Source organism: Cupriavidus sp. (genome assembly GCF_057315035.1).
Genome location: NZ_DBHKYV010000062.1, coordinates 14,553 through 37,168, shown reverse-complemented (window position 1 = coordinate 37,168; position 22,616 = coordinate 14,553). Strand labels below are relative to the sequence as shown.

General features: G+C 64.0%; 21 protein-coding genes and 1 tRNA gene. 15 read left to right on the top strand and 7 right to left on the bottom strand.

From position 1 onward, the window contains the following. Positions 1 to 449 (top strand): pilin (locus ACO550_RS37685; protein WP_485995146.1); only part of this gene is annotated, 449 nt, incomplete at its 5' end. Positions 450 to 491: 42 nt separating this feature from the next. Here ACO550_RS37685 and ACO550_RS37680 read toward each other — a convergent pair. Then, positions 492 to 1,325: an inositol monophosphatase family protein gene (locus tag ACO550_RS37680; protein WP_315597919.1), complete on the bottom strand. Its 834-nt coding sequence runs from the start codon at positions 1,323 to 1,325 to the stop codon at positions 492 to 494. 236 nt (positions 1,326 to 1,561) lie between these two features. Between ACO550_RS37680 and ACO550_RS37675 the strand changes: the two genes are divergently transcribed. Both ACO550_RS37675 and cysE read left to right on the top strand, forming a co-directional pair. Next, complete coding sequence (locus tag ACO550_RS37675; protein WP_315597918.1) at positions 1,562 to 2,437, top strand: TrmJ/YjtD family RNA methyltransferase; 876 nt, start codon at positions 1,562 to 1,564, stop codon at positions 2,435 to 2,437. A 348-nt stretch (positions 2,438 to 2,785) separates the two neighbouring features. Then, positions 2,786 to 3,529 (top strand): serine O-acetyltransferase, encoded by a 744-nt coding sequence (cysE, locus tag ACO550_RS37670; protein WP_315597917.1) that lies wholly within the window; start codon positions 2,786 to 2,788, stop codon positions 3,527 to 3,529. A 63-nt stretch (positions 3,530 to 3,592) separates the two neighbouring features. Here the strand turns inward: cysE and ACO550_RS37665 are convergent, their stop codons facing one another. From ACO550_RS37665 to ACO550_RS37650, 4 genes are all read right to left on the bottom strand, one after another. Then, positions 3,593 to 4,384: a UDP-2,3-diacylglucosamine diphosphatase gene (locus ACO550_RS37665; RefSeq protein WP_315597916.1), complete on the bottom strand. Its 792-nt coding sequence runs from the start codon at positions 4,382 to 4,384 to the stop codon at positions 3,593 to 3,595. Between the two features lie 66 nt (positions 4,385 to 4,450). Continuing rightward, positions 4,451 to 4,951 carry a peptidylprolyl isomerase gene (locus ACO550_RS37660; protein ID WP_066738737.1) on the bottom strand — a complete coding sequence of 167 codons (501 nt, stop codon included), beginning with the start codon at positions 4,949 to 4,951 and terminating at the stop codon, positions 4,451 to 4,453. Between the two features lie 61 nt (positions 4,952 to 5,012). Continuing rightward, entirely contained in the window at positions 5,013 to 5,621 is a 609-nt protein-coding gene (locus ACO550_RS37655) for a peptidylprolyl isomerase (RefSeq protein WP_315597915.1), read from the bottom strand. 122 nt (positions 5,622 to 5,743) lie between these two features. Further along, complete coding sequence (locus ACO550_RS37650; RefSeq protein WP_315597914.1) at positions 5,744 to 6,442, bottom strand: tetratricopeptide repeat protein; 699 nt, start codon at positions 6,440 to 6,442, stop codon at positions 5,744 to 5,746. 183 nt (positions 6,443 to 6,625) lie between these two features. Here ACO550_RS37650 and cysS point away from each other — a divergent pair, with 183 nt between their 5' ends. The 6 genes from cysS (at position 6,626) to ACO550_RS37620 (ending at position 13,074) form a co-directional block, all read left to right on the top strand. Continuing rightward, the gene (cysS, locus tag ACO550_RS37645; RefSeq protein ID WP_315597913.1) at positions 6,626 to 8,014 is read left to right on the top strand and encodes a cysteine--tRNA ligase; all 1,389 of its coding nucleotides are present in this window, start codon (positions 6,626 to 6,628) and stop codon (positions 8,012 to 8,014) included. Beyond that, on the top strand, positions 8,011 to 8,823 hold the full coding sequence (locus ACO550_RS37640) for a DNA-3-methyladenine glycosylase (protein WP_315597912.1): 813 nt from the start codon (positions 8,011 to 8,013) through the stop codon (positions 8,821 to 8,823). The genes cysS and ACO550_RS37640 overlap by 4 nt, the downstream gene beginning before the upstream one ends. Positions 8,824 to 8,957: 134 nt before the next feature. Then, complete coding sequence (locus ACO550_RS37635; protein WP_315597911.1) at positions 8,958 to 9,929, top strand: acetyl-CoA carboxylase carboxyltransferase subunit alpha; 972 nt, start codon at positions 8,958 to 8,960, stop codon at positions 9,927 to 9,929. 1 nt (position 9,930) lies between these two features. Then, complete coding sequence (gene tilS / locus ACO550_RS37630; RefSeq protein WP_485995145.1) at positions 9,931 to 11,358, top strand: tRNA lysidine(34) synthetase TilS; 1,428 nt, start codon at positions 9,931 to 9,933, stop codon at positions 11,356 to 11,358. A 235-nt stretch (positions 11,359 to 11,593) separates the two neighbouring features. Then, complete coding sequence (locus ACO550_RS37625; RefSeq protein WP_315597910.1) at positions 11,594 to 12,844, top strand: aspartate kinase; 1,251 nt, start codon at positions 11,594 to 11,596, stop codon at positions 12,842 to 12,844. A 136-nt stretch (positions 12,845 to 12,980) separates the two neighbouring features. After that, positions 12,981 to 13,074: transfer RNA gene (locus tag ACO550_RS37620), tRNA-Ser, on the top strand. 149 nt (positions 13,075 to 13,223) lie between these two features. Here ACO550_RS37620 and ACO550_RS37615 read toward each other — a convergent pair. Continuing rightward, positions 13,224 to 13,940, bottom strand: a complete 717-nt coding sequence (locus ACO550_RS37615) for an FCD domain-containing protein (RefSeq protein ID WP_315597909.1) — start codon at positions 13,938 to 13,940, stop codon at positions 13,224 to 13,226. A 136-nt stretch (positions 13,941 to 14,076) separates the two neighbouring features. On the opposite strand from ACO550_RS37615, the gene ACO550_RS37610 reads away from it, so the two are divergent. The 6 genes from ACO550_RS37610 to ACO550_RS37585 all read left to right on the top strand — a co-directional run bounded on the left by ACO550_RS37610 (position 14,077) and on the right by ACO550_RS37585 (position 20,909). Beyond that, entirely contained in the window at positions 14,077 to 14,796 is a 720-nt protein-coding gene (locus ACO550_RS37610) for an alpha/beta fold hydrolase (RefSeq protein WP_315597908.1), read from the top strand. Positions 14,797 to 14,826: 30 nt separating this feature from the next. Continuing rightward, entirely contained in the window at positions 14,827 to 16,113 is a 1,287-nt protein-coding gene (locus ACO550_RS37605) for an iron-containing alcohol dehydrogenase (RefSeq protein ID WP_315597907.1), read from the top strand. Positions 16,114 to 16,260: 147 nt separating this feature from the next. Beyond that, positions 16,261 to 17,640 (top strand): MFS transporter, encoded by a 1,380-nt coding sequence (locus ACO550_RS37600; RefSeq protein WP_315597906.1) that lies wholly within the window; start codon positions 16,261 to 16,263, stop codon positions 17,638 to 17,640. 113 nt (positions 17,641 to 17,753) lie between these two features. After that, positions 17,754 to 18,560: a fatty acid hydroxylase family protein gene (locus ACO550_RS37595; protein ID WP_315597905.1), complete on the top strand. Its 807-nt coding sequence runs from the start codon at positions 17,754 to 17,756 to the stop codon at positions 18,558 to 18,560. Positions 18,561 to 18,622: 62 nt separating this feature from the next. Next, entirely contained in the window at positions 18,623 to 19,153 is a 531-nt protein-coding gene (locus ACO550_RS37590; RefSeq protein WP_315597904.1) for an SRPBCC family protein, read from the top strand. Between the two features lie 178 nt (positions 19,154 to 19,331). After that, a complete protein-coding gene (locus tag ACO550_RS37585; RefSeq protein ID WP_315597903.1) occupies positions 19,332 to 20,909 on the top strand; it encodes an alpha/beta hydrolase in 1,578 nt (525 codons plus the stop codon). A gap of 60 nt (positions 20,910 to 20,969) precedes the next feature. Here ACO550_RS37585 and ACO550_RS37580 read toward each other — a convergent pair whose 3' ends face one another. Next, positions 20,970 to 22,613 carry a GMC family oxidoreductase gene (locus tag ACO550_RS37580; protein ID WP_315597902.1) on the bottom strand — a complete coding sequence of 548 codons (1,644 nt, stop codon included), beginning with the start codon at positions 22,611 to 22,613 and terminating at the stop codon, positions 20,970 to 20,972. Between the last annotated feature and the right edge of the window lie 3 nt (positions 22,614 to 22,616).

Below are 22,616 nucleotides of genomic sequence, written 5' to 3'. Positions count from 1 at the left end.
GGCAGGCACTGCACCGGGGCTTTACGCTGATCGAACTGATGATCGTGGTGGCAATCGTGGGCATTCTTGCCGCGATCGCGATTCCCACCTATCAGGCTTATGTGGTCAAGACGCAGATCTCGCGTGCATTCTGGGAGGCGTCGGCCTACAAGATTCCGGTGGAAGAGCGCCTGCAGAATGGCGTGCACGAGTTTCCGGATCCGACTGCTTCATTGGGCTACATCAAGTCGTCGTTGACGCAGACGGCCAATACGTTCGCGTTCAATCCGGACGGCACCGGAAGCATCGTCATGACGCTCGATGGCGACGTGCACATGGCGGCAAGGGGCACGCGCATCACGGTGGGCCGCCTGGCCGATGGCTCGTGGAATTGCTCGATCAGGGGCGGCAGCGATGGCTTCAATGCGCAGTACCTGCCCCTGGCCTGTTCGCTCGACCCGGGGCCCTGACGGCGACCCCGGAGCGAACCACGCGCGGAGTTACTTGAGGAATTACTCGCCGATCGGCTTGAGCGTCGGCTTGACGTTGTCCAGCGAGAACGGCGACAGCAGTCGCACCATCTGCGCAAACACCTTCGGATTGCCGGCCAGCACTTCGCCCTGTTCCATCTGGCGCGATTCGCCGGCGTAGTTGCCGACCAGGCCACCGGCCTCGGTGACCAGCAGCATGCCGGCAGCCATGTCCCAGGGCTTCAGGCCACGCTCGAAGAAGCCGTCGAGCCGGCCGCTGGCCACATAGGCCAGATCCAGCGCGGCGGCGCCCGGACGGCGCAGGCCGGCACAGCTGCGCGTCATCAGCGCGAACATTTCCAGGTATTCGTCCATGCCTTCGAGGTCGCGGAACGGGAAGCCCGTGCCGATCAGGCAGTCAGCGAGCTTGTCGCGGCGGGTCACGCGGATGCGGCGGTTGTTCAGGAACGCGCCGGCGCCCTTGCTGGCCGTGAACAGTTCGTCACGGGTGGGATCGTAGACCACCGCCTGGGACGGCACGCCCTTGTGCAGCAGGCCGATCGACACCGCGTATTGCGGAAAACCGTGGATGAAGTTGGTGGTGCCGTCGAGCGGATCGATGACCCAGGTGAATTCGCGCTGTTCCTCGCCTTCGGCCCAGGACTGTCCGGACTCTTCCGCTAGAATGGCGTGCTCGGGGTAGGCGGTGCTGATGATCTCGATGATCGCTGCTTCGGCGGCGCGATCGACTTCGGTCACGAAATCGTTGTGCTGTTTGCGCGATACGCGCACCAGGTCGACGTCGATCGACGCGCGGTTGATGATGGAACCCGCCTTGCGGGCCGCCTTGACGGCGATATTAAGCATCGGATGCATGAATCTCTCCAGGGGGCAGGTGGGCGCGACTCGCACGGCAGCCATCGCCAGCCATGGCGAAAGCGCGCGCAGCCGGGCACCGGCCGAACAGCACAACAGATTGTAGAAGAACGAGGGGCCGTCGCCGGTTTCAGGCGCCGTGCCGCAAATTGAAGGCTGCATTGTATAGGAACCCGGCCCACTGCACGAGTCGACATGCGTCGGCGGCGGCAAACCTGATGGCCGGGTCATCCCAGATGACTGATGCATTGAATCCCCAGGCCGGGCAGGCCCCGGCAGTTCCCGCTTCGAGTGATTCCTCGGGCATTTTTTCGCGCGTGCGCGTGGTGCTGGTCGAGACCAGCCACCCGGGCAATGTCGGTTCGGTCGCACGTGCGATGAAGACCATGGGTTTCGGCGAGTTGCCGGGCAGCCTGGTGCTGGTGTCGCCACGCGAACCCGACGTGCTCGCGCATCCGGAAGCGGTCGCGCTGGCCAGCGGCGCGGACGACGTGCTGGCCAGCGCCCGCATCGTCGACGATATCGAGACCGCGCTGGCCGGCACGGCTTTCAGCGTGGCAATGACCGCGCGCCAGCGCGAGTTCGGCCCGCCCCGCCTGCTGCCTCGCGCGGCGGCCGCGCAGGGAAGGTCGGTGCTGACCGCCGACGCTAGCGATAGCGGGACGATCGCCTTCGTGTTTGGCAACGAGCGCTATGGCTTGCCCAACGAGGCGGTGCTGCGTTGTTCGGCCGTGACCCATATCCCGGCCAACCCGGCCTACGCCTCGCTCAATCTCGCGCAAGCGGTGCAACTGATCGCCTATGAGATGCGGCTGGCCCTGCTTGAGGTCAATGACGCTTCCGGCGCGGCATCGGACGGCGTGCCCAATATCGGCTATTCTGGTGAGCCCGCCACGGCGGAGCAGATCGAATCGATGTTCGGGCATCTGCAGGCGGGGCTGGCGGCGATCGGATTTCTCGATCCGGCCAATCCGCGCAAGCTGATGCCGCGGCTGCGGCGCATGCTTGCCCGGGCCGGGCTCGAGCGCGAGGAGGTCAATATCCTGCGCGGTATCGCCAAGCGCATGCTGCTGACCGGCGGCAAGCGGAACGAAGGCAACAACGAAGGCTGAGAACGTGATCCGGATTCCGGCATTGCCAGTGCATGCGTCGCTGGCGTACTCCAGGCAGGACGATTCCCATGGCGCAGTACTGCGCCAGTGCGGCGCCTGTGCCTGCATCCGCCAGCCGGCGCGATGTTGAGGTCGCCGCGACCCGAAAAGCCCTGATGGGCACAGGGCCGGCGTCAGGCGCACAAATCTCTTACACTCCCTGCTCGCACGCGCCCAGGCCGTCCCTCACACAAGAACGTAGTACACGACCGGCTAATGACCACGCCGGCGACCGCTTGCATTTGCACCTGCACTGGTATCTGCATTTGCGCGAGCGGCGCATCGGCATGGCAACACGACACGACGAAGATGTTCACTCGCCTCAAGGAAGATATCGATGCCATCATGCGGCGCGACCCCGCCGCGCGCAGCCGCCTGGAAGTACTGACTTGCTATCCGGGGTTGCATGCCGTGATATTCCACCGGCTGGCCAATGCCTGCTGGCGTAGCGGCTTTCACTGGCTCGGACGCTGGATTTCGCACTGGTCGCGCTGGCTGACCGGCATCGAGATCCACCCCGCTGTCACGCTGGGTCGCCGCGTATTCATCGATCACGGCATGGGTGTCGTAATTGGTGAAACGGCCCAGATTGGTGACGACTGCACGATCTACCAGGGCGTCACGCTTGGTGGCACCTCGCTGTACAAGGGCCAGAAGCGCCATCCCACGCTGGGCGCTGGCGTGGTGGTCAGCGCCGGCGCCAAGGTGCTGGGAGGCTTCGAAGTGGGCGATGGTGCGCGCGTTGGCTCGAATGCGGTGGTGCTCAAGCCAGTGCCGCCAGGCGCCACGGCGGTCGGTATTCCGGCACGCATCATCATGCCCGATGCGCCGGCCGCGCAGCAGGGCGCGAAGCAGGAATTCTCGGCCTATGGCATCACGCCGAATGCGGACGATCCGGTGTCGTTGGCGCTCAAGAGCCTGATCGACAACGCGGCCAAGCAACATGACCGCATCGAGGCCGTGCTGGCCGCACTCGACCGCCTCGGCGAACATCTCGAGAACACCCCGAACGACCGCTTCGACGCAAGCGAGCTACGCAAGCTGATGAAATAGGCGCCGCAACCAGCGACTGGCATGCGGTGCGGCGTGGCGCGAAGCGCGGCCTCGTGCGCATCGTCATGCCACCTGTGGCAGCACGTTGAAGCCGCTGGCATCGAGCTGCAATACGGCCGCGCGGGGATGGCGGCCGTCGAGATCCCAGTCGGTCAGCACCCAGCGCTCGCCATGCACATGGTCGTGGCGGGCAGGGCGGTGCGTATGGCCGTGTATCAAGGTGTGCGCGCCATGCTCGGCCAGCAGTGCATCGACCGCGGCCGGCGTGGCATCGCCATAGGTGGGCGGCGCCGCGCCCTCGGCCTGGCGGGCCCGGCCAGCTTCGCTGTCGGCGCGCAACCGGCGGGCGATGCCCATCCGCGTGGCCAGCGGCAGCAGCAGGAACAGGCGTTGTACCCAGCGTCGGCGTGTCCAGCGGCGAAAACGCATGTAGCGCTCGTCGTCGGTGCAGAGCATGTCGCCATGGCTCAGCACCACACGCTGGCCGGCGCAGACAATGACCGACGGATCGGGTAGCAGCGTGGCGCCTGCCGCTTTGGCAAAGCGCCGGCCGATCAGGAAATCGCGATTGCCATGCATCAGGTAGACCGGCACGCCCGCATCGGCCAGCCGGCGTAGCGCAGCGGCGACCCCGGCGGCAAACGGCGTGTCGGTTTCCTCGTCGCCGACCCAGAACTCAAAGAAATCCCCGAGTATGAATAGCGCGCGCGCCTGCTGCGCGGCCTGGTCCAGCACGCGCTGGAATGCTTCCAGCGTGCGCGGCATGCCCGGTGTCAGGTGGAGATCGGAAATGAACCACGCCGGCGCCTGCACCTGGAGCGGTGCCGACGCCGGCGTGCGGGTGGTTGCGGTCATGCGTGTCGGAGGGGAATGTTCACCACGAGCGGCATGCCGCAATCGGATCGGAACCGTCGTGCCGGATTACTCGACGATGGTGGCCTTCTGGATCACCACGTCGTCCACCGGCACGTCCTGGTGGAAGCCCGAGCTGCCCGTGCGCACGCCCTTGATGGCGTCGACCACGTCGGTACCTTCCACGACCTTGCCGAACACGGCGTAGCCGAAGCCTTGCGGCGTGGGCGAGCTGAAGTTCAGGAAGTCGTTGTCCACCACGTTGATGAAGAACTGGGCCGTTGCCGAATGCGGTGCATTGGTGCGGGCCATGGCCACCGTGTAGCGGTCGTTCTTGAGGCCGTTGCCGGCTTCGTTCTCGATCGGCGCGTCGGTGTCCTTCTGCTTCATGCCCGGCTCGAAGCCGCCGCCCTGGATCATGAAGTTCTTGATCACGCGGTGGAACACCGTGTTGTCATAGTGGCCCTTGCGCACGTACGACAGGAAGTTCTCCACCGATTTCGGTGCCTTCTCGGCGTCCAGTTCGATGGTGATGACGCCTTGCGTCGTTTGGAGTTGTACCTTGCTCATGGCTTACCTCTGTTCGTCTGTTCGATGACGGTGATGGCCACGCCCACCCGGGGCGCGGCGGTTACTTGGTGACGACGGTGGCGGACTCGATCACGATCGGCGCGGCCGGCACATTGCGCATGGCGCCATATGCCGTGGTCGGGCTGTTCTTGATCTTGTCGATCGTGTCCATGCCTTCCACCACCTTGCCGAATACGGCATAGCCGTTGCCATCCGGCTGCGGGTAGTCGAGGTTCGGATTATCCACCACATTGACGAAGAACTGCGCGGTGGCCGAGTTCGGATTCGAAGTGCGGGCCATGGCGACGGTGCCGGCCTTGTTCTTCAGGCCGTTCTGCGCTTCGAGCTGGATCGGCGCGCGCGTGGGCTTTTCCTTCATGTCGCGGTCAAAGCCGCCGCCTTGCACCATGAACCCGTTGATCACGCGGTGGAAGATCGTGCCGCTGTAGAAGCCACTCTTCACATACTCCATGAAATTGGCCACGGTCTTCGGGGCGGCGTCGGGATACACCTCGATGGTGAACTTGCCGGCACTGGTGGCGAACTGCACACGCTCGGCCTTCGGGGCGGCGGTGGCCGGGCTGGCGCCCTGGGCCATGGCGGCCAACGGCGACAGGGCGGTGGCGGCGGCCATCAGGCCGGCCAGGACGATGCGGCGGGATACGGTCATGTCTGGACTCCGGGATTCAGATCAGGCGAAATGGGGCGACAAGCGGGAGCGATAACGGGGGCCGGCAACGCCGCGTGCATGCGTGCGTTGCCGGCAATGGTATGAATGAATGCCGCACGGGCTCAGCGGGCGGCCGGGGCGCTGGCCGGGGCCTTGCGTGGCGCCGGCGTGGCTGCCGGCGCACCGGCCGGTGCGGGGGCGCCCTGCACCTGGCGCAGGCCCGCGGCGGCGCGCGTGTCGCCAGGATTGCGGCGCACGGCGTTGCCATAGGCCTGCTCGGCCAGCCGCTTGTAGACATCGCCAAGGTTGCTGTAGGCGATCGCGTAGTCGGGCTTGGCGTCGATGGCCAGCAGCAGCTCGGCTTCGGCGCGTTTCAGGTCGCCGCGCTTGGCATACAGCAGCGCCAGGTTGTTATGCGGCTCGGGCAGCTCGGGGAAATCCTGCGCCATTTCGGCGAAGGCCTTGATGGCGTCGTCGTCGTGGCCAGCCTTCGACATCGCCCATGCCCGCTGGAAGCGTGCCTGGGCGTTGCGCGGGTTACTGGCCAGTACCTTGTCGAAACCGGCAATGGCGTCGTCGTAGCGCTTGTCGTTGACAGCCTTCTGGGCCGGCACCATGCCGGGGTCCACCGACACCACGCCGCTGGGCGCCGCCGGGGGTGCCGACAGCGACAGCGGGCCATTCTGCGCCCCGGCCGGCGCGGCCATCAGTGCGGCAGCCATGGCCAGCGCGCCTGTCAGCGCGGAAAGGCGGAGGCCTCGGGAGACGCCTCGGGCGGCGCTACGGCGGGCCGATGCAAGGGTGGGCAGAAGCAGGCTCATGTAAGGGCGGTCCGTTATACTCCGCGGCATTCTAGCAAAGCGGCAAGGCGTGCAGCGCAGGCCGCAATGCCATGCCCGCCGCCGACGTGCGTACACCTTCGGCCGGACCCGGGCGCTTCCGGTAAGATATGGGGCCCGCACGCCATGGCGCGCGCCCGGCAACGTCATTCACTACATCGCTACATGCAGCAACTGAACATCTACAACACGCTCGCGCGTGAAAAGCAGCCTTTCGTGCCTATCGAACCCGGCAAGGTGCGCATGTATGTGTGCGGCATGACCGTGTACGACTATTGCCACGTGGGTCACGCGCGCGTGATGGTGGTGTTCGACATGGTGCACCGCTGGCTGCGCGCCGCGGGCTACGATGTGACGTACGTGCAGAACATCACCGATATCGATGACAAGATCATCCGCCGCGCCGCCGAGAACGGCGAGACCATCGGCCAGCTGACCACGCGTTTCATCCAGTACATGCACGAGGATGCCGCGGCACTGGGCATCATCCGTCCCGACTACGAGCCGCGCGCCACCGAATATGTGCCGCAGATGCTCAATATCATCGAGAAGCTGGAGGCGAAGGGCCTGGCCTACCAGGCGGCCGATGGCGACGTGAACTATTCGGTGCGCAAGTTCCAGGGTTACGGCAAGCTGTCCGGCAAGTCGCTGGAGGACCTGCGCGCCGGCGAGCGCGTCAGTGCCAATGACGCCAAGCAGGACCCGCTGGACTTCGTGCTCTGGAAGTCCGCCAAGGAAAGCGAACCGCCCGAAAGCAAGTGGGCGTCGAAGTGGGGCACCGGCCGGCCGGGCTGGCATATCGAATGCTCGGCCATGAGCTGCACGCTGCTGGGCGAACATTTCGACATCCATGGTGGCGGCGCGGACCTGCAGTTCCCGCACCACGAGAACGAGATCGCGCAATCGGAAGGCGCCAGCGGCAAGCCGTTCGTGAACATGTGGATGCACAACGGCTTCGTGCGCGTGAACGACGAGAAGATGTCGAAATCGCTCGGCAACTTCTTTACGATCCGCGACGTGCTCAAGGAATACGACGCCGAGGTCGTGCGCTTCTTTATCCTGCGCGCGCACTATCGCAGCCCGCTGAACTATAGCGATGCGCACCTCGACGATGCCCGTCACGCGCTGACGCGCCTGTACACGGCGCTCAAGGAAACCCAGCCGGGCGGTTGCGCGGTGGACTGGGAAGAGCCGCACGCCAAGCGCTTTGCGGACGCGATGAACGACGACTTCAACACGCCGATCGCCGTGTCGGTGCTGTTCGACCTGGCCAGCGAAGTCAACCGCACGGGCGCGGTCGCGGCCGCCCACCAGCTCAAGGCACTGGCCGGCACGCTGGGTTTGCTCGAGCGGGATCCGCATACGTTCCTGCAAGGCGGCCATATTGCCGGCAGCCTGAGCGGCGAGCAGATCGAGGCACAGATCGTTGCGCGCAAGACGGCCAAGGCCGAGCGCAATTTTGCCGAGGCGGATCGCATCCGCGCCGAGTTGCTGGCGGCCGGTGTGGTGCTCGAGGACAAACCGGGCGGTGCCACCGAGTGGAGGCGTGCTTGAACGCTGCCGCGCGCAAGCCGAAGACCGCCGCCGTGGCGCCTCGTCCCGCTGGCAAGACGGCGGCTACGCAGGCGCCCAAGGTATCCAGGGCACCTGCGAAAGCGCCAGCCAAGGCCAGCGCCAAAAGCCGCAAGCCGGAGCTGCCCGAGGTCGATGCCGTTCCGCTGCCGGTCGAGACCGTCATCGATGCGGTGCGCCCCGACTATTGGGACGAGGCGTGCGCCGACCTGATGAAGCGCGACCGCATCCTGCGCAAGATGATTCCGAAGTATGGCCCCGCTCACCTGGTGTCGCGCGGCGATCCGTTCATCACGCTGGCGCGTTCCATCGTTGGACAGCAGATTTCGGTCAAGGCGGCGCAGTCGGTATGGGAGCGCCTGGTCACGCTGTGCCCGCGCGTGACGCCGGTACAGTTCATGAAGGCCGGTACCGAACAACTGGCCGGCTGCGGCTTGTCGAAGCGCAAGGCGGAATACATCACCGACCTCGCCGAACATTTCAAGGCTGGCAGCGTCCACGTGGATGAGTGGTCCGGCATGGACGACGAGGCCGTGATTGCGGAACTGACGCAGATCCGCGGCATCGGCCGCTGGACGGCGGAGATGTTCCTGATGTTCAATCTGACACGGCCCAACGTGCTGCCGCTCGACGATGTCGGACTGATCAACGCGATCTCGGCCAACTATTTCAGTGGTGAACCCGTCACGCGCAGCGAGGCGCGCGAAGTGGCCGCCAACTGGGAGCCATGGCGAACCGTGGCAACGTGGTATATGTGGCGCAGTCTGGACCCGCTGCCGGTGACGTATTAGCAACCGGGCAGGGCGATTGAAAGCAGTGACGGCGTTGATTCTTGCCGGAAATGCATAAGAATCAACATATTGGGTGGCAGAAACCGGCAGAATTTCCGGTAGAATGCGCCCCTTCACAGACAGGTCCGCGTTTTATGAAAACCACCTTCCTGGATTTCGAACAGCCGATTGCCGAGCTCGAGGCAAAGATCGAAGAACTGCGTTTTGTGCAGGACGATTCGGCTGTCGATATTTCCGAAGAGATTTCGCGGCTGGCCGGCAAGAGCCAGCAGCTGACCAAGGATATCTACACCAGCCTGACCCCGTGGCAGGTGGCACAGATCGCGCGTCATCCGCAGCGTCCGTACACGCTGGACTACGTGCGCGAGATTTTCACCGACTTCCATGAACTGCATGGCGACCGCGCTTTCGCGGACGACCTGTCGATCGTGGGCGGCCTGGCCCGTTTCAACGGCCAGGCATGCATGATCATCGGCCACCAGAAGGGTCGCGACACGAAGGAACGCGCGCTGCGCAACTTCGGCATGTCGAAGCCCGAGGGCTATCGCAAGGCCAAGCGCCTGATGGAACTGGCCGACAAGTTCGGCCTGCCGATCTTCACGTTCGTCGACACCCCGGGAGCATTCCCGGGCATCGACGCCGAAGAGCGCGGCCAGTCCGAAGCGATTGGCCACAATCTCTATGTGATGGCCGGCCTGAAGGTGCCCCTGATCGCGACGATCATTGGCGAAGGCGGTTCGGGCGGCGCGCTGGCAATTGCCGTGGGCGATGTCGTGCAGATGCTCCAGTTCGCCACCTACGCGGTGATCTCGCCGGAAGGCTGCGCGTCGATCCTCTGGAAGACCGCCGAGAAGGCGCCGGAAGCCGCCGAGGCACTGGGCCTGACCGCGCACCGCCTGAAGGCGCTGGGCCTGATCGACAAGATCGTGAACGAGCCGCTGGGCGGCGCGCACCGCGATCCGAAGGGCATGGCCACGATGCTCAAGCGCACGCTGGCGGAATCGCTGCGACAGTTCCAGGGCATGAGTGTCAAGGAATTGCAGGCGCGCCGTCATGAGCGCCTGATGGCCTATGGCAAATTCAAGGAAACCGGCGCGCAGGAATGATGTGAGCGCTGGAGTTTCCGCGCAACTTGCCGCGCAACTGACCACGAAGGTCGCACTGGCTCTGCAGGCCGGTGCGGCCTTTGTTGTTTCTGGCAACGCGCAGCCCGTCACCATTGCCGTGGCCCTGTCCGGCGGACGCGATTCCGTGGCGCTGTTGCATGCCACGCGCGCCGCGCTGGTCGATAACTGGCCCTTGGCTCGCGTGGTGGCCTTGCATGTACATCACGGCCTGCAGGCGCAGGCCGATGGCTGGGACCGTTTCTGTGCCGCGCTGTGTGCCGACTGGCAACTGCCGCTGGCAACCGAGCGCGTGACAGTGCAACTGGCAGCGGGTGAGGGCATCGAAGCGGCTGCGCGCCGCGCCCGCTACGAGGCGCTGGGTCGCATGTGCCGCGAGCAAGGGGCGGCGCTGCTGCTGTTTGCCCATCATCGCGATGATCAGGTGGAAACCGTGCTGCTGCGATTGTTCCGTGGCACCGGCGTGGCCGGCATGGCGGGCATGCCGGCGAGCCGGCCCCTGGACGCGCAGGGTGACGTGCAACTGCTGCGGCCATGGCTCGATGTCTCGCGTGCCGACATCGACCGCTACTGTGCACTCCATGCGTTGACCTGGATCGAAGATCCCTCGAATGGCGACACACGCTTCGCGCGCAACGCGCTGCGCGCACAGTTGCCCGCATTGCTGCAGGCATTTCCCGCGCTCCATCAGAACGTGACCCAGGCCGCCGCGCATTTTGCGCAGGCAGCCGGCATGCTCGATGCATTGGCCGAACAATCGCTGGCCACGCTGGTTTGCGCGGCGCGCGACGCCGATACCATTTCCGAACTCGACCTTGCCGGCCTGCGCACATTGCCCGCCGAGCATGCCGATGCAGTGCTGCGACACTGGCTGCGCGATCTCGGCACACAACCGCCGTCGACCGCGCGCCTGGCGGCGATGCGTGCGCAGCTGATCGAGCACCAGGGCGGGGAACCTGCCATCGCTCACGACGGCGTGGTCCTGCGGCGCTTTCGTGGTCGCGTGCTGGCCTGCCACGCAGTGCCGGCCGTAGCGCCGGCACCGTTCCTGTTCGAATGGCGCGATGAGTCGCGCATTGTGGTCCCGGCATGGCGCGGCGAACTGCATTTCGCGCGCGACGATTCGTTTGGCGTGCCAGAGCACGTACTGCGTGCGTCGCTGCGGCTCGCAGCCAGGACGGGCGGGGAGCGCATCGTGCTGCGCCCCGGTGGCCCGGCGCGAGCATTGAAGCAGGCCTACCAGGAGGCGGACATTCCCGCGTGGCGGCGCGCATACCTGCCGCTGCTCTGGAGCGGCGATACGCTCGTGCTGGCGGCTGGGCTTGGCATGCATCGCCGCTGGCCAGCCGACGCCGCGCACGCGCCGCGCTGGCGCGTGGAGTGGGTGGCGCGACCTGAGTTGCATGGATAAATGGTGGGTCTCACGGTCGGTTGCCAGGCGCGTCTGGAGGCGGTCGCGGGTGCGAGAAGGTGGCCGGTCACCAGGAAATTGGGGACAGATCTATTTCCCTATGTGAATATTCTTCACAAGAAAACGACGTCATTTACGCCACGTTTTACGGGTTTTATGCCCTTTGCGCCTTTACGGGAAGCCACTCTTGGTGTAATTTCGTGGGCTTTGCACAACCGCTGGTGTCGACAAGAAGATGGCTCTCATCGTTCACAAATACGGCGGCACTTCGATGGGTTCCACGGAACGCATCAAGAATGTCGCCAAGCGCGTAGCCAAGTGGCACCGCGCAGGTCACCGCGTTGTCGTGGTGCCTTCGGCCATGTCGGGCGAGACCAATCGCCTGCTGGGCCTTGCCAAGGAAATTAGCGCGCAGCCGGACCCGCGCGAACTGGATATGCTGGCCTCCACGGGCGAGCAGGCCAGCGTGGCCCTGCTGGCCATCGCGCTGCACGGCGAAGGCATCGACGCGGTCAGCTACACCGGCTGGCAAGTGCCGGTGAAGACCGATTCGGCCCACACCAAGGCGCGTATCGAGTCGATCGACGACGAGCGCATCCTCGGCGATCTCGACGCTGGCAAGGTGGTGGTCATCACCGGCTTCCAGGGTATCGATACCGAAGGCAACATCACGACCCTGGGTCGCGGTGGTTCGGACACCTCGGCCGTGGCCATCGCCGCCGCCATCGAGGCCGACGAGTGCCTGATCTATACCGACGTGGACGGCGTGTACACCACCGATCCGCGCGTGGTTGAAGACGCCCGCCGCCTGGACCAGATCACCTTCGAGGAAATGCTGGAAATGGCCAGCCTCGGTTCCAAGGTGCTGCAGATCCGTTCGGTGGAGTTCGCCGGCAAGTATCGCGTGAAGACCCGCGTACTGTCGTCGCTGACCGACCCCCTGATGCCGCTCGAGCAGGAAATGCACTCGGGCACGCTGATTACTTTTGAGGAAGAGTCTGAAATGGAAGCAGCCGTCATCTCCGGCATCGCCTTTGCCCGCGACGAGGCCAAGATCACCGTGCTGGGCGTGCCGGACAAGCCGGGCATCGCCTACCAGATCCTGGGCCCGATCGCCGACGCCAACATCGACGTCGACATGATCATCCAGAACCAGTCGGTGGACGGCAAGACCGACTTCACGTTCACCGTGCCGCGCGGCGACTACCAGCGCGCGCTGACGATCCTGAACGACAGCGTGAAGGCCCATATCGGCGCCGCCAGCGTGTCGGGCGACCCGAAGGTGTCGAAGGTGTCGGTGGTGGGTGTGGGCATGCGCTCGCACGTCGGCATCGCCAGCAAGATGTTCCGCACGCTGTCGGAAGAGGGCATCAACATCCAGATGATCTCCACCTCGGAAATCAAGATCTCGGTGCTGATCGACGAGAAGTACATGGAGCTCGCCGTGCGCGCGCTGCATAAGGTGTTCGAACTGGATCAGGCGTGATCCGTTTCTGATTTTTCTGGCGTGGTGGATTGCAGCGTTTTTTGTCACGGGTCATCGAAATATCATTGACCATCTGCAACAGCCTCGCTAGAATACGCGCTTCGTTGTGCGGCCTCCCTCGCACAACGCAAGTTTGGGAGACGTGGCCGAGAGGTCGAAGGCACTCCCCTGCTAAGGGAGCATCTGGGCCAAAACCTGGATCGAGGGTTCGAATCCCTCCGTCTCCGCCAGTACATAAGTAATGGCGGCGAACCCCGGAAGATCGCGGTCTTCCGGGGTTTTGTTTTTTGTGGGTCCGGATTTCTGCAGACTGGTGCCGCAGGTTCGTCCCGCAGGTTGGTGTACTAGGCCGCAGCGGACCTCGCAGTCCGCATTCCGTCTACCGATAATCCCCCAGCACCGTCGCGCGCGTGAACTCCTCGATGTTGTCGAGCAGTGCATCGAGTGCCTTGCCGGCGCCGTCGACTTCGCCGCGCGCAATCGCCGACGCAACTGCTGCGTGCAGTTTCGACATCGTCGGCAAGTCCGCCGCTTCCTTGTAATGCAGATACCAGAACCGTCGGGACAGGCCGTGCATCAGGCGCATGGCGCCTTCGGCAAATTCATTGCGGGCGGCCACCAGGCATAGCTCGTTGAATTCCCGATCCGCGCGTACGAAGGCCACGTCGTCGCCATTGCGTGACGATTGCTCGAATTCCTTGGCCAGTCGCTTGAAGTGGTCGCGCTGTTCGGCGGTGGCGCGGCGCGCGGCACTGCGGCAGATCAACCGCTCCACTTCGCGCCGTGTTTCCAGCAGCCGCAGTTGCCGGGCCACATCGATCGGCGCGATCAGCAGGCCGCGTTGCGGCAGCACCATGATCAGGTGTTCGCGCGCCAGTCGCTGGATGGCTTCGCGGATTGGTGTACGTCCGATGCCCGTCATCTCGCTGAGTTGCAACTCGGACACCGAACTGCCCGGCGCCAGTTGCAGCGTCACGATCGCCTCTTCGATCTGCTCGTACGCAAGATCGGTCAGCTTGCCGCGCTGACCCGCGGGTTCTTCTTCTTTTTCCGGGATGGCCGCGGCACGTGCGCGGGAGGCGGTTTTTGCGGTCATGGCCAATGTCTGCATGCACAAGAAGTTCATTGTATATGAGCCGTACGCATCTTCGATCCATGCCTTGGTCGTGCCTTGCGTCCTAGCTGTTTTCTGCTACTATCCGTGTAATATATTAGATGTGTACGGAGGCGATGTGGCGACCGATGACGTCATGGTGGTGGGGCAGGGGCCACTGAAAGTGGTGGCTGTGCATGGCATTCAAGGCACGCGTGACGCTTGGCTGCCACTTGCGCGGGCCTTGTCAGATCGTTGCACGTTTGTGCTGCCAAACCTGCCGGGGCGTGGACGTGCCATGGCGCCCGCCAATGCGCAGGCCTGCTCGCTGGGAGCATTCGCCGAAGTACTGCGCCAGACCCTTGCCGATCATGCCGACGGCCCCTTCGTGCTGGCCGGATGGAGCATGGGTGTGTCGGTCGCGCTGGCACACCTGGCAACTGCCAGCAGGATGCCGGCAGATTTGCTGCTGCTGTCCGGCACGCCGCGCCTCAATGGCGTGGAATGGTTCAAGGCCGGGTCACAGGATGCATTGCTTGAGGCGATTGCCGAGCGTGAACGACGGCTTGGGCTGCAAGACGCTGCGGACCATCGCACGGTGGCGTGGACCTGGGAAGCGATTCGCGGGACAGACCAGCGTGGCGAGCTTGGCCGCGTGGCCTGTCCAACGTTGGTCATTCACGGTAGCGACGACACCGATTGCCCCTTGAGCCACGGCGCCATGCTGGCCGACGGCATCCCGCATGCGGAACTCCACGTGCTGCACGGCGCGGGCCATAGCCTGTTGACGCAACACACCGCTGAGATTGCCGCGCACCTGCGCCAACGCTGGCGCTTGGCAGACCGATTCCATGGCTGACGACAGACAGAGCAACCCACAGGAGACAGCATGAGAGTGGAGGACCTTGTATATTTTTGCGCGCCCGCGCGGCTGGTGATGGGCGCGGGTTGCCGGACGCAATTGCCGCCGTTGCTGCGGCGGCTCGGGTATCGGCATGGCTTGCTGGTGACGGATACGTTCTTCACCAGTTCAACACCGTGGGTGGCGGAACTGGTCGAGCAGGCGCGTGCCCATGGCGTGGAGTTGATGGTCTACGACGGCGGCATGCCTGACCCCACCACTACGCTATGCGACGCAGCGACGGCCGCCGTGCGCGCGCGGTTGGGCGGCAAGCCGGTCGACCATGTGATTGCACTGGGCGGTGGCAGCAACATCGACCTGGCCAAGGCACTTTGTCTGACGCTGGTTGCGGGCCAGCCGGTGCGAACCTTTATTGGCGGCATCGATGCCGCGACGCCGGTCCTGCCGCTGGTGGCCATGCCCACCACTGCTGGCACGGGGTCCGAGGCCACGCCCGGCGCGATCCTGGTGGACCCCGACAATGCCACCAAGGTGGCGGTGATGGACAACCGCTTGCGGCCCGGCGTGGCCCTGATCGATCCAGAATTCACCTACACATGCCCGCCCCGGGTGACCGCAGATGCGGGTATCGATGCACTGACCCATGCGATCGAGTCCTACCTGACGCTCGATTCGGCACGCTTTGATCGGGGCAACGATCCCGACCCCGGTTATAGCGGCCGCAATGCGCTGACGATGCTGTTTGCGCACGAATCGATCCGCTTGTGCACCAGCTTCCTGCTGCGTAGTTACCAGCGTGGCAGCGACGATACCGAAGCGCGTATCGGCATGAGTTACGCCAGCCTGTATGCGGCGCTGTCGTATGGCAGTGCGGGTCTCAATGCGGTGCATGGCATCGCGTATGCGGTGGCGGGGCTCACGCATCTGTCGCATGGCACGACTAACGCGGTGATGTTGCCGTATGTACTCGATGCCTTGCGCGATGTGCGTCGCGACGAATTGCTGGCCATTGCACGCTTGTTCGAACCCGAGGTGCGAGATCCGGAGGTTGCGTTGGCGCGTCTGCCGGGCGTGGTGCGCGATCTGGTTGCTGCCGTGGGCATTCCTGCCACGCTCGAAGCCTGCGGCATTACGCACGATGACCTCGACAGCCTGGTCCGCGATGCATTGGCCGTGACCCGGCTTGCCAAGGCTTTCCCGGTGCCCGATGTGCCGGCACGCTACGCGGCGATCGTTCGCAACGCCTGGGCCGGGACACTGTCCACGGACGCAGTCACGGAGGCAGCCACGGGCGAACAGCGACGCGTGGCGTAGCGCTTATTCCAGTCCTTTTACAGCGATGCCGCGGGCGCGGTTCGCCCGGCACGCGGTAAACCATTACTTGAATACTAGAAATGTCCAACTAATATATTACAAAGCGCGCCGTCAATGAGCGCGTCCTACCTACACAGGAGACAAACCATGGATATGTCAGCAGGCGCCCTCAGGCTGGAGGCAGGCATTGCGGCGCGACTGGAACGATTGCCGATGACGGGCTACCAACGCTCGCTGTTCGGCATCATTGCCACCGCGTGGTTTTTCGATTCGATGGACCTGGGGCTCATGACGTTCGTGCTCGGTTCGATCAAGGCCGAGTTCGGACTGAGCGCGGCGCAAGCCGGCATGCTGGCCAGTTCGAGCTTCCTGGGGATGTTCCTTGGTGCGGCGATAGCAGGCCTGCTGGCCGACCGCTTCGGCCGCAAGCCGGTGTTCCAGGTCAGCATGATCTTCTGGGGTGTGGGCAGCCTGATGTGCGGGCTGGCGGACAACGTGACCGCGCTGATGTTGTACCGCGTGCTGCTGGGATTCGGCATGGGCATGGAGTTTCCGATTGGCCTGTCGATGGTGTCGGAAATCGTGCCGGCCAAGAGCCGGGGCAAGTACGTGGCCATTCTGGAAGGGTTCTGGCCGATCGGGTTTATCGCGGCCGGCGCCGTGACTTACCTGTTGTTGCCCGTGATTGGCTGGCGCGGCATTTTCATCGCACTGGCGGTGCCTGCCGTGTTCGTGTTCGTGGTGCGGCGCATGGTGCCGGAGTCGCCACGCTGGCTCGAAGACGTGGGTCGCAAAGGCGAGGCCGACGCGGTGATGGCCGGTATCGAACAGCGGGTGGAACGCGCGTGGGGCCGGCCCTTGCCGGCGGTGGCGGCAACGTTCGCGAGTGCGCCGCCGGCGGATCGCAAGGCGCGCTTCATGGCACTCTGGTCAGGCCCCTATGCACGCCGCACCATCATGCTGTGGTCGGTCTGGTTCTTTGCGCTGCTGGGCTACTACGGACTGACCACCTGGCTTGGCGCGTTGCTGCAGCAGGCCGGCTACGCGGTCACAAAATCGGTGCTCTACACGGTCTATATCTCGCTGGCCGGCATTCCCGGTTTCATGTTCTCCGCATGGCTGCTCGAGAAGTGGGGGCGCAAGCCAACCTGCGCGCTGATGCTGCTTGGTAGTGCCGTGGCCGCTTATGCCTATGGCCAGGCGGCAGTGCATCGGGTGCCGGTGGAGCAGTTGATTGCGGCAGGTCTCTGCATGCAGTTCTTCCTGTTCGGAATGTGGTCGGTGCTTTATGCCTATACGCCGGAACTCTATCCCACGCGTTCACGTGCCACCGGTGCCGGCTTTGCCTCGTCGATTGGCCGAATCGGTTCACTGGTCGGCCCGTATCTGGTCGGCGTGCTGTTGCCGGTGACGGGGCAGGGCGGTGTGTTCACGCTTGGCGCATTGTCGTTCGCACTGGCGGCGGCCGTGGTGCTTGCACTGGGCGTTGAAACGCGCGGCAAGGCGCTCGAAGAAGTATCGCAGTGACTCAGGCATCAATCATCAACTGCGCCCCTGGCCACCAGGGGCATTTTTTGGGTCGATGCATTTTTATATCCAACTAATATGTTAGTTCGGTATGCTTTTTCTGGAGACGCATCATGATGACTGAACGTCAACGCAAGTTCAGGGAGCAGTACAAGTCCGATATCCACCCGCTCTACAACGGTGTGCTGCATATCACGGTGATCTATGGCGTGGGCATCGCCGCGTTGTATTGGGCAATCCAGCGACTCCACGATGTCACCTGGGAGTGGGCGCTGATCTTGCCGGTATTCCTGGCCGGCAATTTTGTCGAATGGTTCATGCACCGCCATGTCATGCATCGCCGCATCGACGTGTTCGCGCTGCGCGCCATCTACGAGCGCCATACGCGCCAGCATCACCAGTATTTCACCGACCAGGAACCGACCATCGATACCTCGCGCGAATTCCGCATCGTGTTCTTCCCGTGGCGCGTCCTGGCCACGTTGGGCGTGGGCGGTGGCGGGCTGGGCTACCTGGCGTCAGTGATCTTCAATGCCAACGCCGGCTACTTCGTGTTCATCACGATGGTGGCGCAATACCTGGTCTACGAGACCTTTCACTACTGCTGCCATGTGCATGACAACTGGTTCGTGCGCAATATGCCGTTTATCAACACCATCCGCCGGCACCATACCGCGCATCACAATATGGGCATCATGATGAAGTACAACATGAACCTCACGTTCCCGATCGCGGACTACATCATGGGCACGTCGGACCTGCGCCGCGGCCTGATCGGACATCTGTTCAATGGCTACAGCGAAGCGCATGTCAAGGAAGAGCTGAAGCCGATCATCCGGAAATTCCGTACCGACGATTCCCGCGTCACGCTGGACGGTCCGCTGCTCGACGAGGACGAACGCCGCGCGATGGTGGCATAGCGCCATAGTGCAATTCAGTGGCTATAGTGGTCAGGCGCAACCTCCGCCTTGTGTCTTCCACCATGCCGATCCGCAAGCCATTCCTGCGTGCCTTCATTGTCATCGCTGCCATCGCGCTGCTGCTGTTCGTGCCGTTGCCCTGGCAGCCGATGACGCGGATCCACAGCGAAGTCACGATCAACCGGGCGCCTGCGCAGGTATTCGAGTATGTGTCGACGCCAGCCAACTGGCCGGCATGGCATCCATCCTCGCTTGCCGTGCAGGGCGCCACCGATCATTCGCTGCAGGTTGGCGAGCAGGTAACCGAAGCCTTTCGCGTGGCTGGACGCGAGGGCACAGTGGTCTGGACCGTGGCCGAGCGCCGGGCACCCGTGGCGTGGGTCATCGACGGAGAGATCGATGGCAGGAAGGCTGGAACGGTTGCGTACACGCTGACCCCGGACGGTGCTGGTACGCGCTTCACGCGCGAATTTACATACCGCGCGCCTACCTTGCTGTTCTCGATACTGAACTGGGCCGCATTGCGCAAACAGATCGACGACGAGTCCCTGGAAGCGGTGCAACATCTCAAGGCCAGGCTCGAAGGCGCGTAGCAGGTCACGTCTTCATTGAATTCTGATCTGCACAAAGTTGAAGATGTTTCGTTGACGAAGCGCCGGGCCGAGCCGTTCGCGTGCAAGCATGCATTCGATTGGCGGTGCGCATGCGTTTACCTACACTCCGCACATTGCCTGCAGCATCAAGACTGCCAGGGATGGGAGGAGACCCGATATGCGTGCGACCTTGTTGATTGGATGCATGGCATTGGCCTGCGTCACGTTGGGCGCGGCTGCCCAGACCCCGGATTTTTGCGACGAGGGTGCGTGCCGTATGCGCGGCGGCGACATGCTGAGCCAGAAGAGCACCCTGAAACTGGGAGCGCAGCAGCTGTCCGCGCTGCTCAACGCCACTGAGGACGGACGGCAGTTGCTGCAGGTGGCTGGCGCGCCCAAATGCGATATCGAGGTCGTGACACTGCGCTATCGAACCGTCGGTGGCGCAGGCGAGCCTGCCACCGCCAGCGCTGCGTTGATGATCCCCGGCGGGGCGGCGTGCAGCGGTCCGCGTCCGATCCTGCTTTATGCGCATGGCACCACCACATACCGGCAGTACAACATCGCCGACATCACGCAAACCGACCCTGGCAATGGCGATGGTGCCGGCGAAGGCATCAGTATTGCCGCAATGTACGCGGCCCAGGGCTACATCGTCATCGCCAGCAACTATGCCGGGTATGCGGGATCGGATCTCGGCTATCACCCGTACCTGAATGCGGCGCAGCAATCGGTCGACATGGCGGCGGCAACAACTGCCGCGCTCATTGCATTGCCGCGCAGCGGCAATGGAAAGCCAGCGCGGCCAAATGGCAAGCTGTTCATCACCGGATACTCGCAAGGCGGCTTCGTGGCGATGGCGACGCATCGCCTGTTACAGCAGTTGGGTATTCCCGTGACCGCTTCGGCGCCGGGTTCGGGCCCGTACGCATTGGCGGCCATGGGAGACGCGCTGGTGGCGGGGGAGGTCGGCATTGGCGCCACGGTGTTTTCGATACTGGTGACCACCAGCTACCAGCGCGCATATGGCAATCTCTACAGCAACCCTGGCCAAATCTATGAGGCTGCATACGCGCCTGGCATAGGCAGTCTGTTGCCCAATATGCTGCCAATCGAAACCTTGATCGGACAGGGCAAGCTGCCGGCCTCGCAACTGTTCAGTAGCGTGCCGCCTGCCGATCGGTTTGCGTCACTGACACCGCCGCTGGCGCCGCCACTAGTGCCCCCCGAACTGACGCCGTTGTTCAAGCTCGGATTCGGCAATGCCAATCTCGTTCGTAACGATTATCGGTTGGCGTTGCTGAACGATGCGCTGGTGAATCCGGATGGGGCTTTCCCGAATTCATCGGTAAGCATGAAGGCAGCGGTACGGCCCACGCATCCGTTGCGAATCGATTTCAAGCGCAACGACCTGCGCAACTGGCTGCCGCGTGCGCCGGTGCAGATGTGTGGCGGGCACGACGATCCCACAGTGTTCTTCTTCAATGCCACCGTGCAGCAGGCATACTGGACTGCGGCGAACGTGCGGCCCGGACTGACCAGCGTGCTCGATGTCGATGCGCCGATCGCAGGCCCGACCGATCCCTATGCCGCGCTCAAGCAGGGGTTTGCCAGTGCGAAGGCGGGCGTCGCGGCGCAAGCCGTGGCAGGGGGCGCGAAGGACGGTGGTATGGCGGAGGTGCTCGAGGCCTATCACGGTTCGCTTGTGGCGCCGTTTTGCCTGCGCGCGGCGCGCGCGTTCTTTGACCAGTTCTGATTGGAGCGTACGGTGGTCTACCCTCTCCTGCGCACGTGAAATGAGAGAGGGTAGTACAACTCAGACCCTCAGCAAATCCGCCGCCCGTTCCGCAATCATGATCGTTGGCGCATTGGTGTTCCCGCCGATCAGTGTTGGCATGACCGATGCATCCACCACGCGCAGTCCGTCCACACCATGCACGCGCAGTTGCGGATCCACTACGGCCATTGCATCGACGCCCATCTTGCAGGTACCCACCGGGTGGTAGATGGTGTCGGCGTGCGTGCGGACGAAGTCGCGGATGGCGGCATCGTCGCCCTCGCCGGGGCCCAATAGCGTGGTCAGTGAATCGCTTCCGCCCGCGTCGGCCAATGCGGCCTGCGCGAAGATCTTGCGCATTAGCTTGACGCCGGCCACCATGCCGTCCAGATCCGATGGCGCCGAAAGAAAGCGCGGATCGATCAGCGGTGCCTCACGCATGTCGGTCGATTGCAATTGCACGGTGCCGCGGCTTTCCGGGCGCAGCACGCATGCGTGGCACGAGTAGCCATGCCCGGGTCGGCCATTGCGCAGCCCATTGGAATTGCCCAGCATTGCCGGGGCGAAATGCAGTTGCAGATCGGGTGCGGTCAGGCCGGGGCGTGTCCTGACAAACGCACCGGCTTCGGCAACTGGCGAGGCCAGCATGCCGGTGCGGTGCCATCGGTAACGCATGGCTTCGCCGGCCATGCGTGCCACGCCGCGCAGCGAGTACCCGTACAGATGCCACGACGATACCGCCTTGCCGATAATCACGTCGAGGTGATCCTGCAGGTTCTGGCCAACCCCGGGCAGATCGTGCACGACCTCCACGCCCACATCGCGCAGATGCGCCGCTGGCCCGATGCCGGAAGCCATCAGCAGTTGCGGCGAATGAAACGCGCCGCCGCTGACGATCACCTCGCGCCGTGCACGCAGCGTTTGCTTCTGTCCGCCACGCACCACTTCCACGCCAACCGCGCGCTTGCCTTCGAATACGATGCGCAGCGCTTGCGTGTCGATCATGACCCGCAAATTCTGGCGACCACCGTTGTGTCCCGTATCGGCACGATTGCCGCGATGCAGATAGGCACGTGCCGCGTTCCAGCGTTCGCCGTTGTATTGGGTAGCCTGGTACAGCCCCACGCCTTCCTGCTCGGCGCCATTGAAATCGTTGTTGAGCGGCACGCCGGCCTGGGCCGCCGCCTGAACAAAGCGGCGCGAGAACGGATTGGGCGTGCGCAGGTCGCTCACATGCAGCGGACCGCTGCCGCCATGCCACGCATCGTCGCGGCCGGCGTTGCGCTGGTTGCATTCGCTGCGCCGGAAGTACGGCAGCACATCTTCATAACCCCAACCGTCGCAACCAAGTTCGGCCCAACGGTCATAGTCGCTACGATGGCCGCGCACATAGAGCATGGCATTGATCGACGAGCTGCCGCCCAGTCCGCGTCCGCGTGGTTGATACGAGGGGCGGCCGTTGAGGCCGGGCTGCGGCACCGTGCGAAAACCATAGTTGCGCGGGCCGGGATTCGGGACGGTGCGGGCGATGGCCAGCGGAGTCCAGACACTCGGATGGTGGTCGTCGGGGCCCGTTTCAAGCAGGGCGACCGTAACGCCTGGCTGGTCGGCCAGGCGGCCAGCCAGCGCGCAGCCTGCCGAACCGGCGCCAACGATGATGTAGTCGAAACTTGTTTCGCTCATGGA

Bases quoted from the DNA above. Each gene is read 5' to 3' on its own strand.
- ACO550_RS37680 (WP_315597919.1), bottom strand. From the start codon at position 1,325: ATGCATCCGATGCTTAATATCGCCGTCAAGGCGGCCCGCAAGGCGGGT.
- ACO550_RS37675 (WP_315597918.1), top strand. From the start codon at position 1,562: ATGACTGATGCATTGAATCCCCAGGCCGGGCAGGCCCCGGCAGTTCCC.
- cysE (WP_315597917.1), top strand. From the start codon at position 2,786: ATGTTCACTCGCCTCAAGGAAGATATCGATGCCATCATGCGGCGCGAC.
- ACO550_RS37665 (WP_315597916.1), bottom strand. From the start codon at position 4,384: ATGACCGCAACCACCCGCACGCCGGCGTCGGCACCGCTCCAGGTGCAG.
- ACO550_RS37660 (WP_066738737.1), bottom strand. From the start codon at position 4,951: ATGAGCAAGGTACAACTCCAAACGACGCAAGGCGTCATCACCATCGAA.
- ACO550_RS37655 (WP_315597915.1), bottom strand. From the start codon at position 5,621: ATGACCGTATCCCGCCGCATCGTCCTGGCCGGCCTGATGGCCGCCGCC.
- ACO550_RS37650 (WP_315597914.1), bottom strand. From the start codon at position 6,442: ATGAGCCTGCTTCTGCCCACCCTTGCATCGGCCCGCCGTAGCGCCGCC.
- cysS (WP_315597913.1), top strand. From the start codon at position 6,626: ATGCAGCAACTGAACATCTACAACACGCTCGCGCGTGAAAAGCAGCCT.
- ACO550_RS37635 (WP_315597911.1), top strand. From the start codon at position 8,958: ATGAAAACCACCTTCCTGGATTTCGAACAGCCGATTGCCGAGCTCGAG.
- ACO550_RS37625 (WP_315597910.1), top strand. From the start codon at position 11,594: ATGGCTCTCATCGTTCACAAATACGGCGGCACTTCGATGGGTTCCACG.
- ACO550_RS37615 (WP_315597909.1), bottom strand. From the start codon at position 13,940: ATGACCGCAAAAACCGCCTCCCGCGCACGTGCCGCGGCCATCCCGGAA.
- ACO550_RS37605 (WP_315597907.1), top strand. From the start codon at position 14,827: ATGAGAGTGGAGGACCTTGTATATTTTTGCGCGCCCGCGCGGCTGGTG.
- ACO550_RS37600 (WP_315597906.1), top strand. From the start codon at position 16,261: ATGGATATGTCAGCAGGCGCCCTCAGGCTGGAGGCAGGCATTGCGGCG.
- ACO550_RS37595 (WP_315597905.1), top strand. From the start codon at position 17,754: ATGATGACTGAACGTCAACGCAAGTTCAGGGAGCAGTACAAGTCCGAT.
- ACO550_RS37590 (WP_315597904.1), top strand. From the start codon at position 18,623: ATGCCGATCCGCAAGCCATTCCTGCGTGCCTTCATTGTCATCGCTGCC.
- ACO550_RS37585 (WP_315597903.1), top strand. From the start codon at position 19,332: ATGCGTGCGACCTTGTTGATTGGATGCATGGCATTGGCCTGCGTCACG.
- ACO550_RS37580 (WP_315597902.1), bottom strand. From the start codon at position 22,613: ATGAGCGAAACAAGTTTCGACTACATCATCGTTGGCGCCGGTTCGGCA.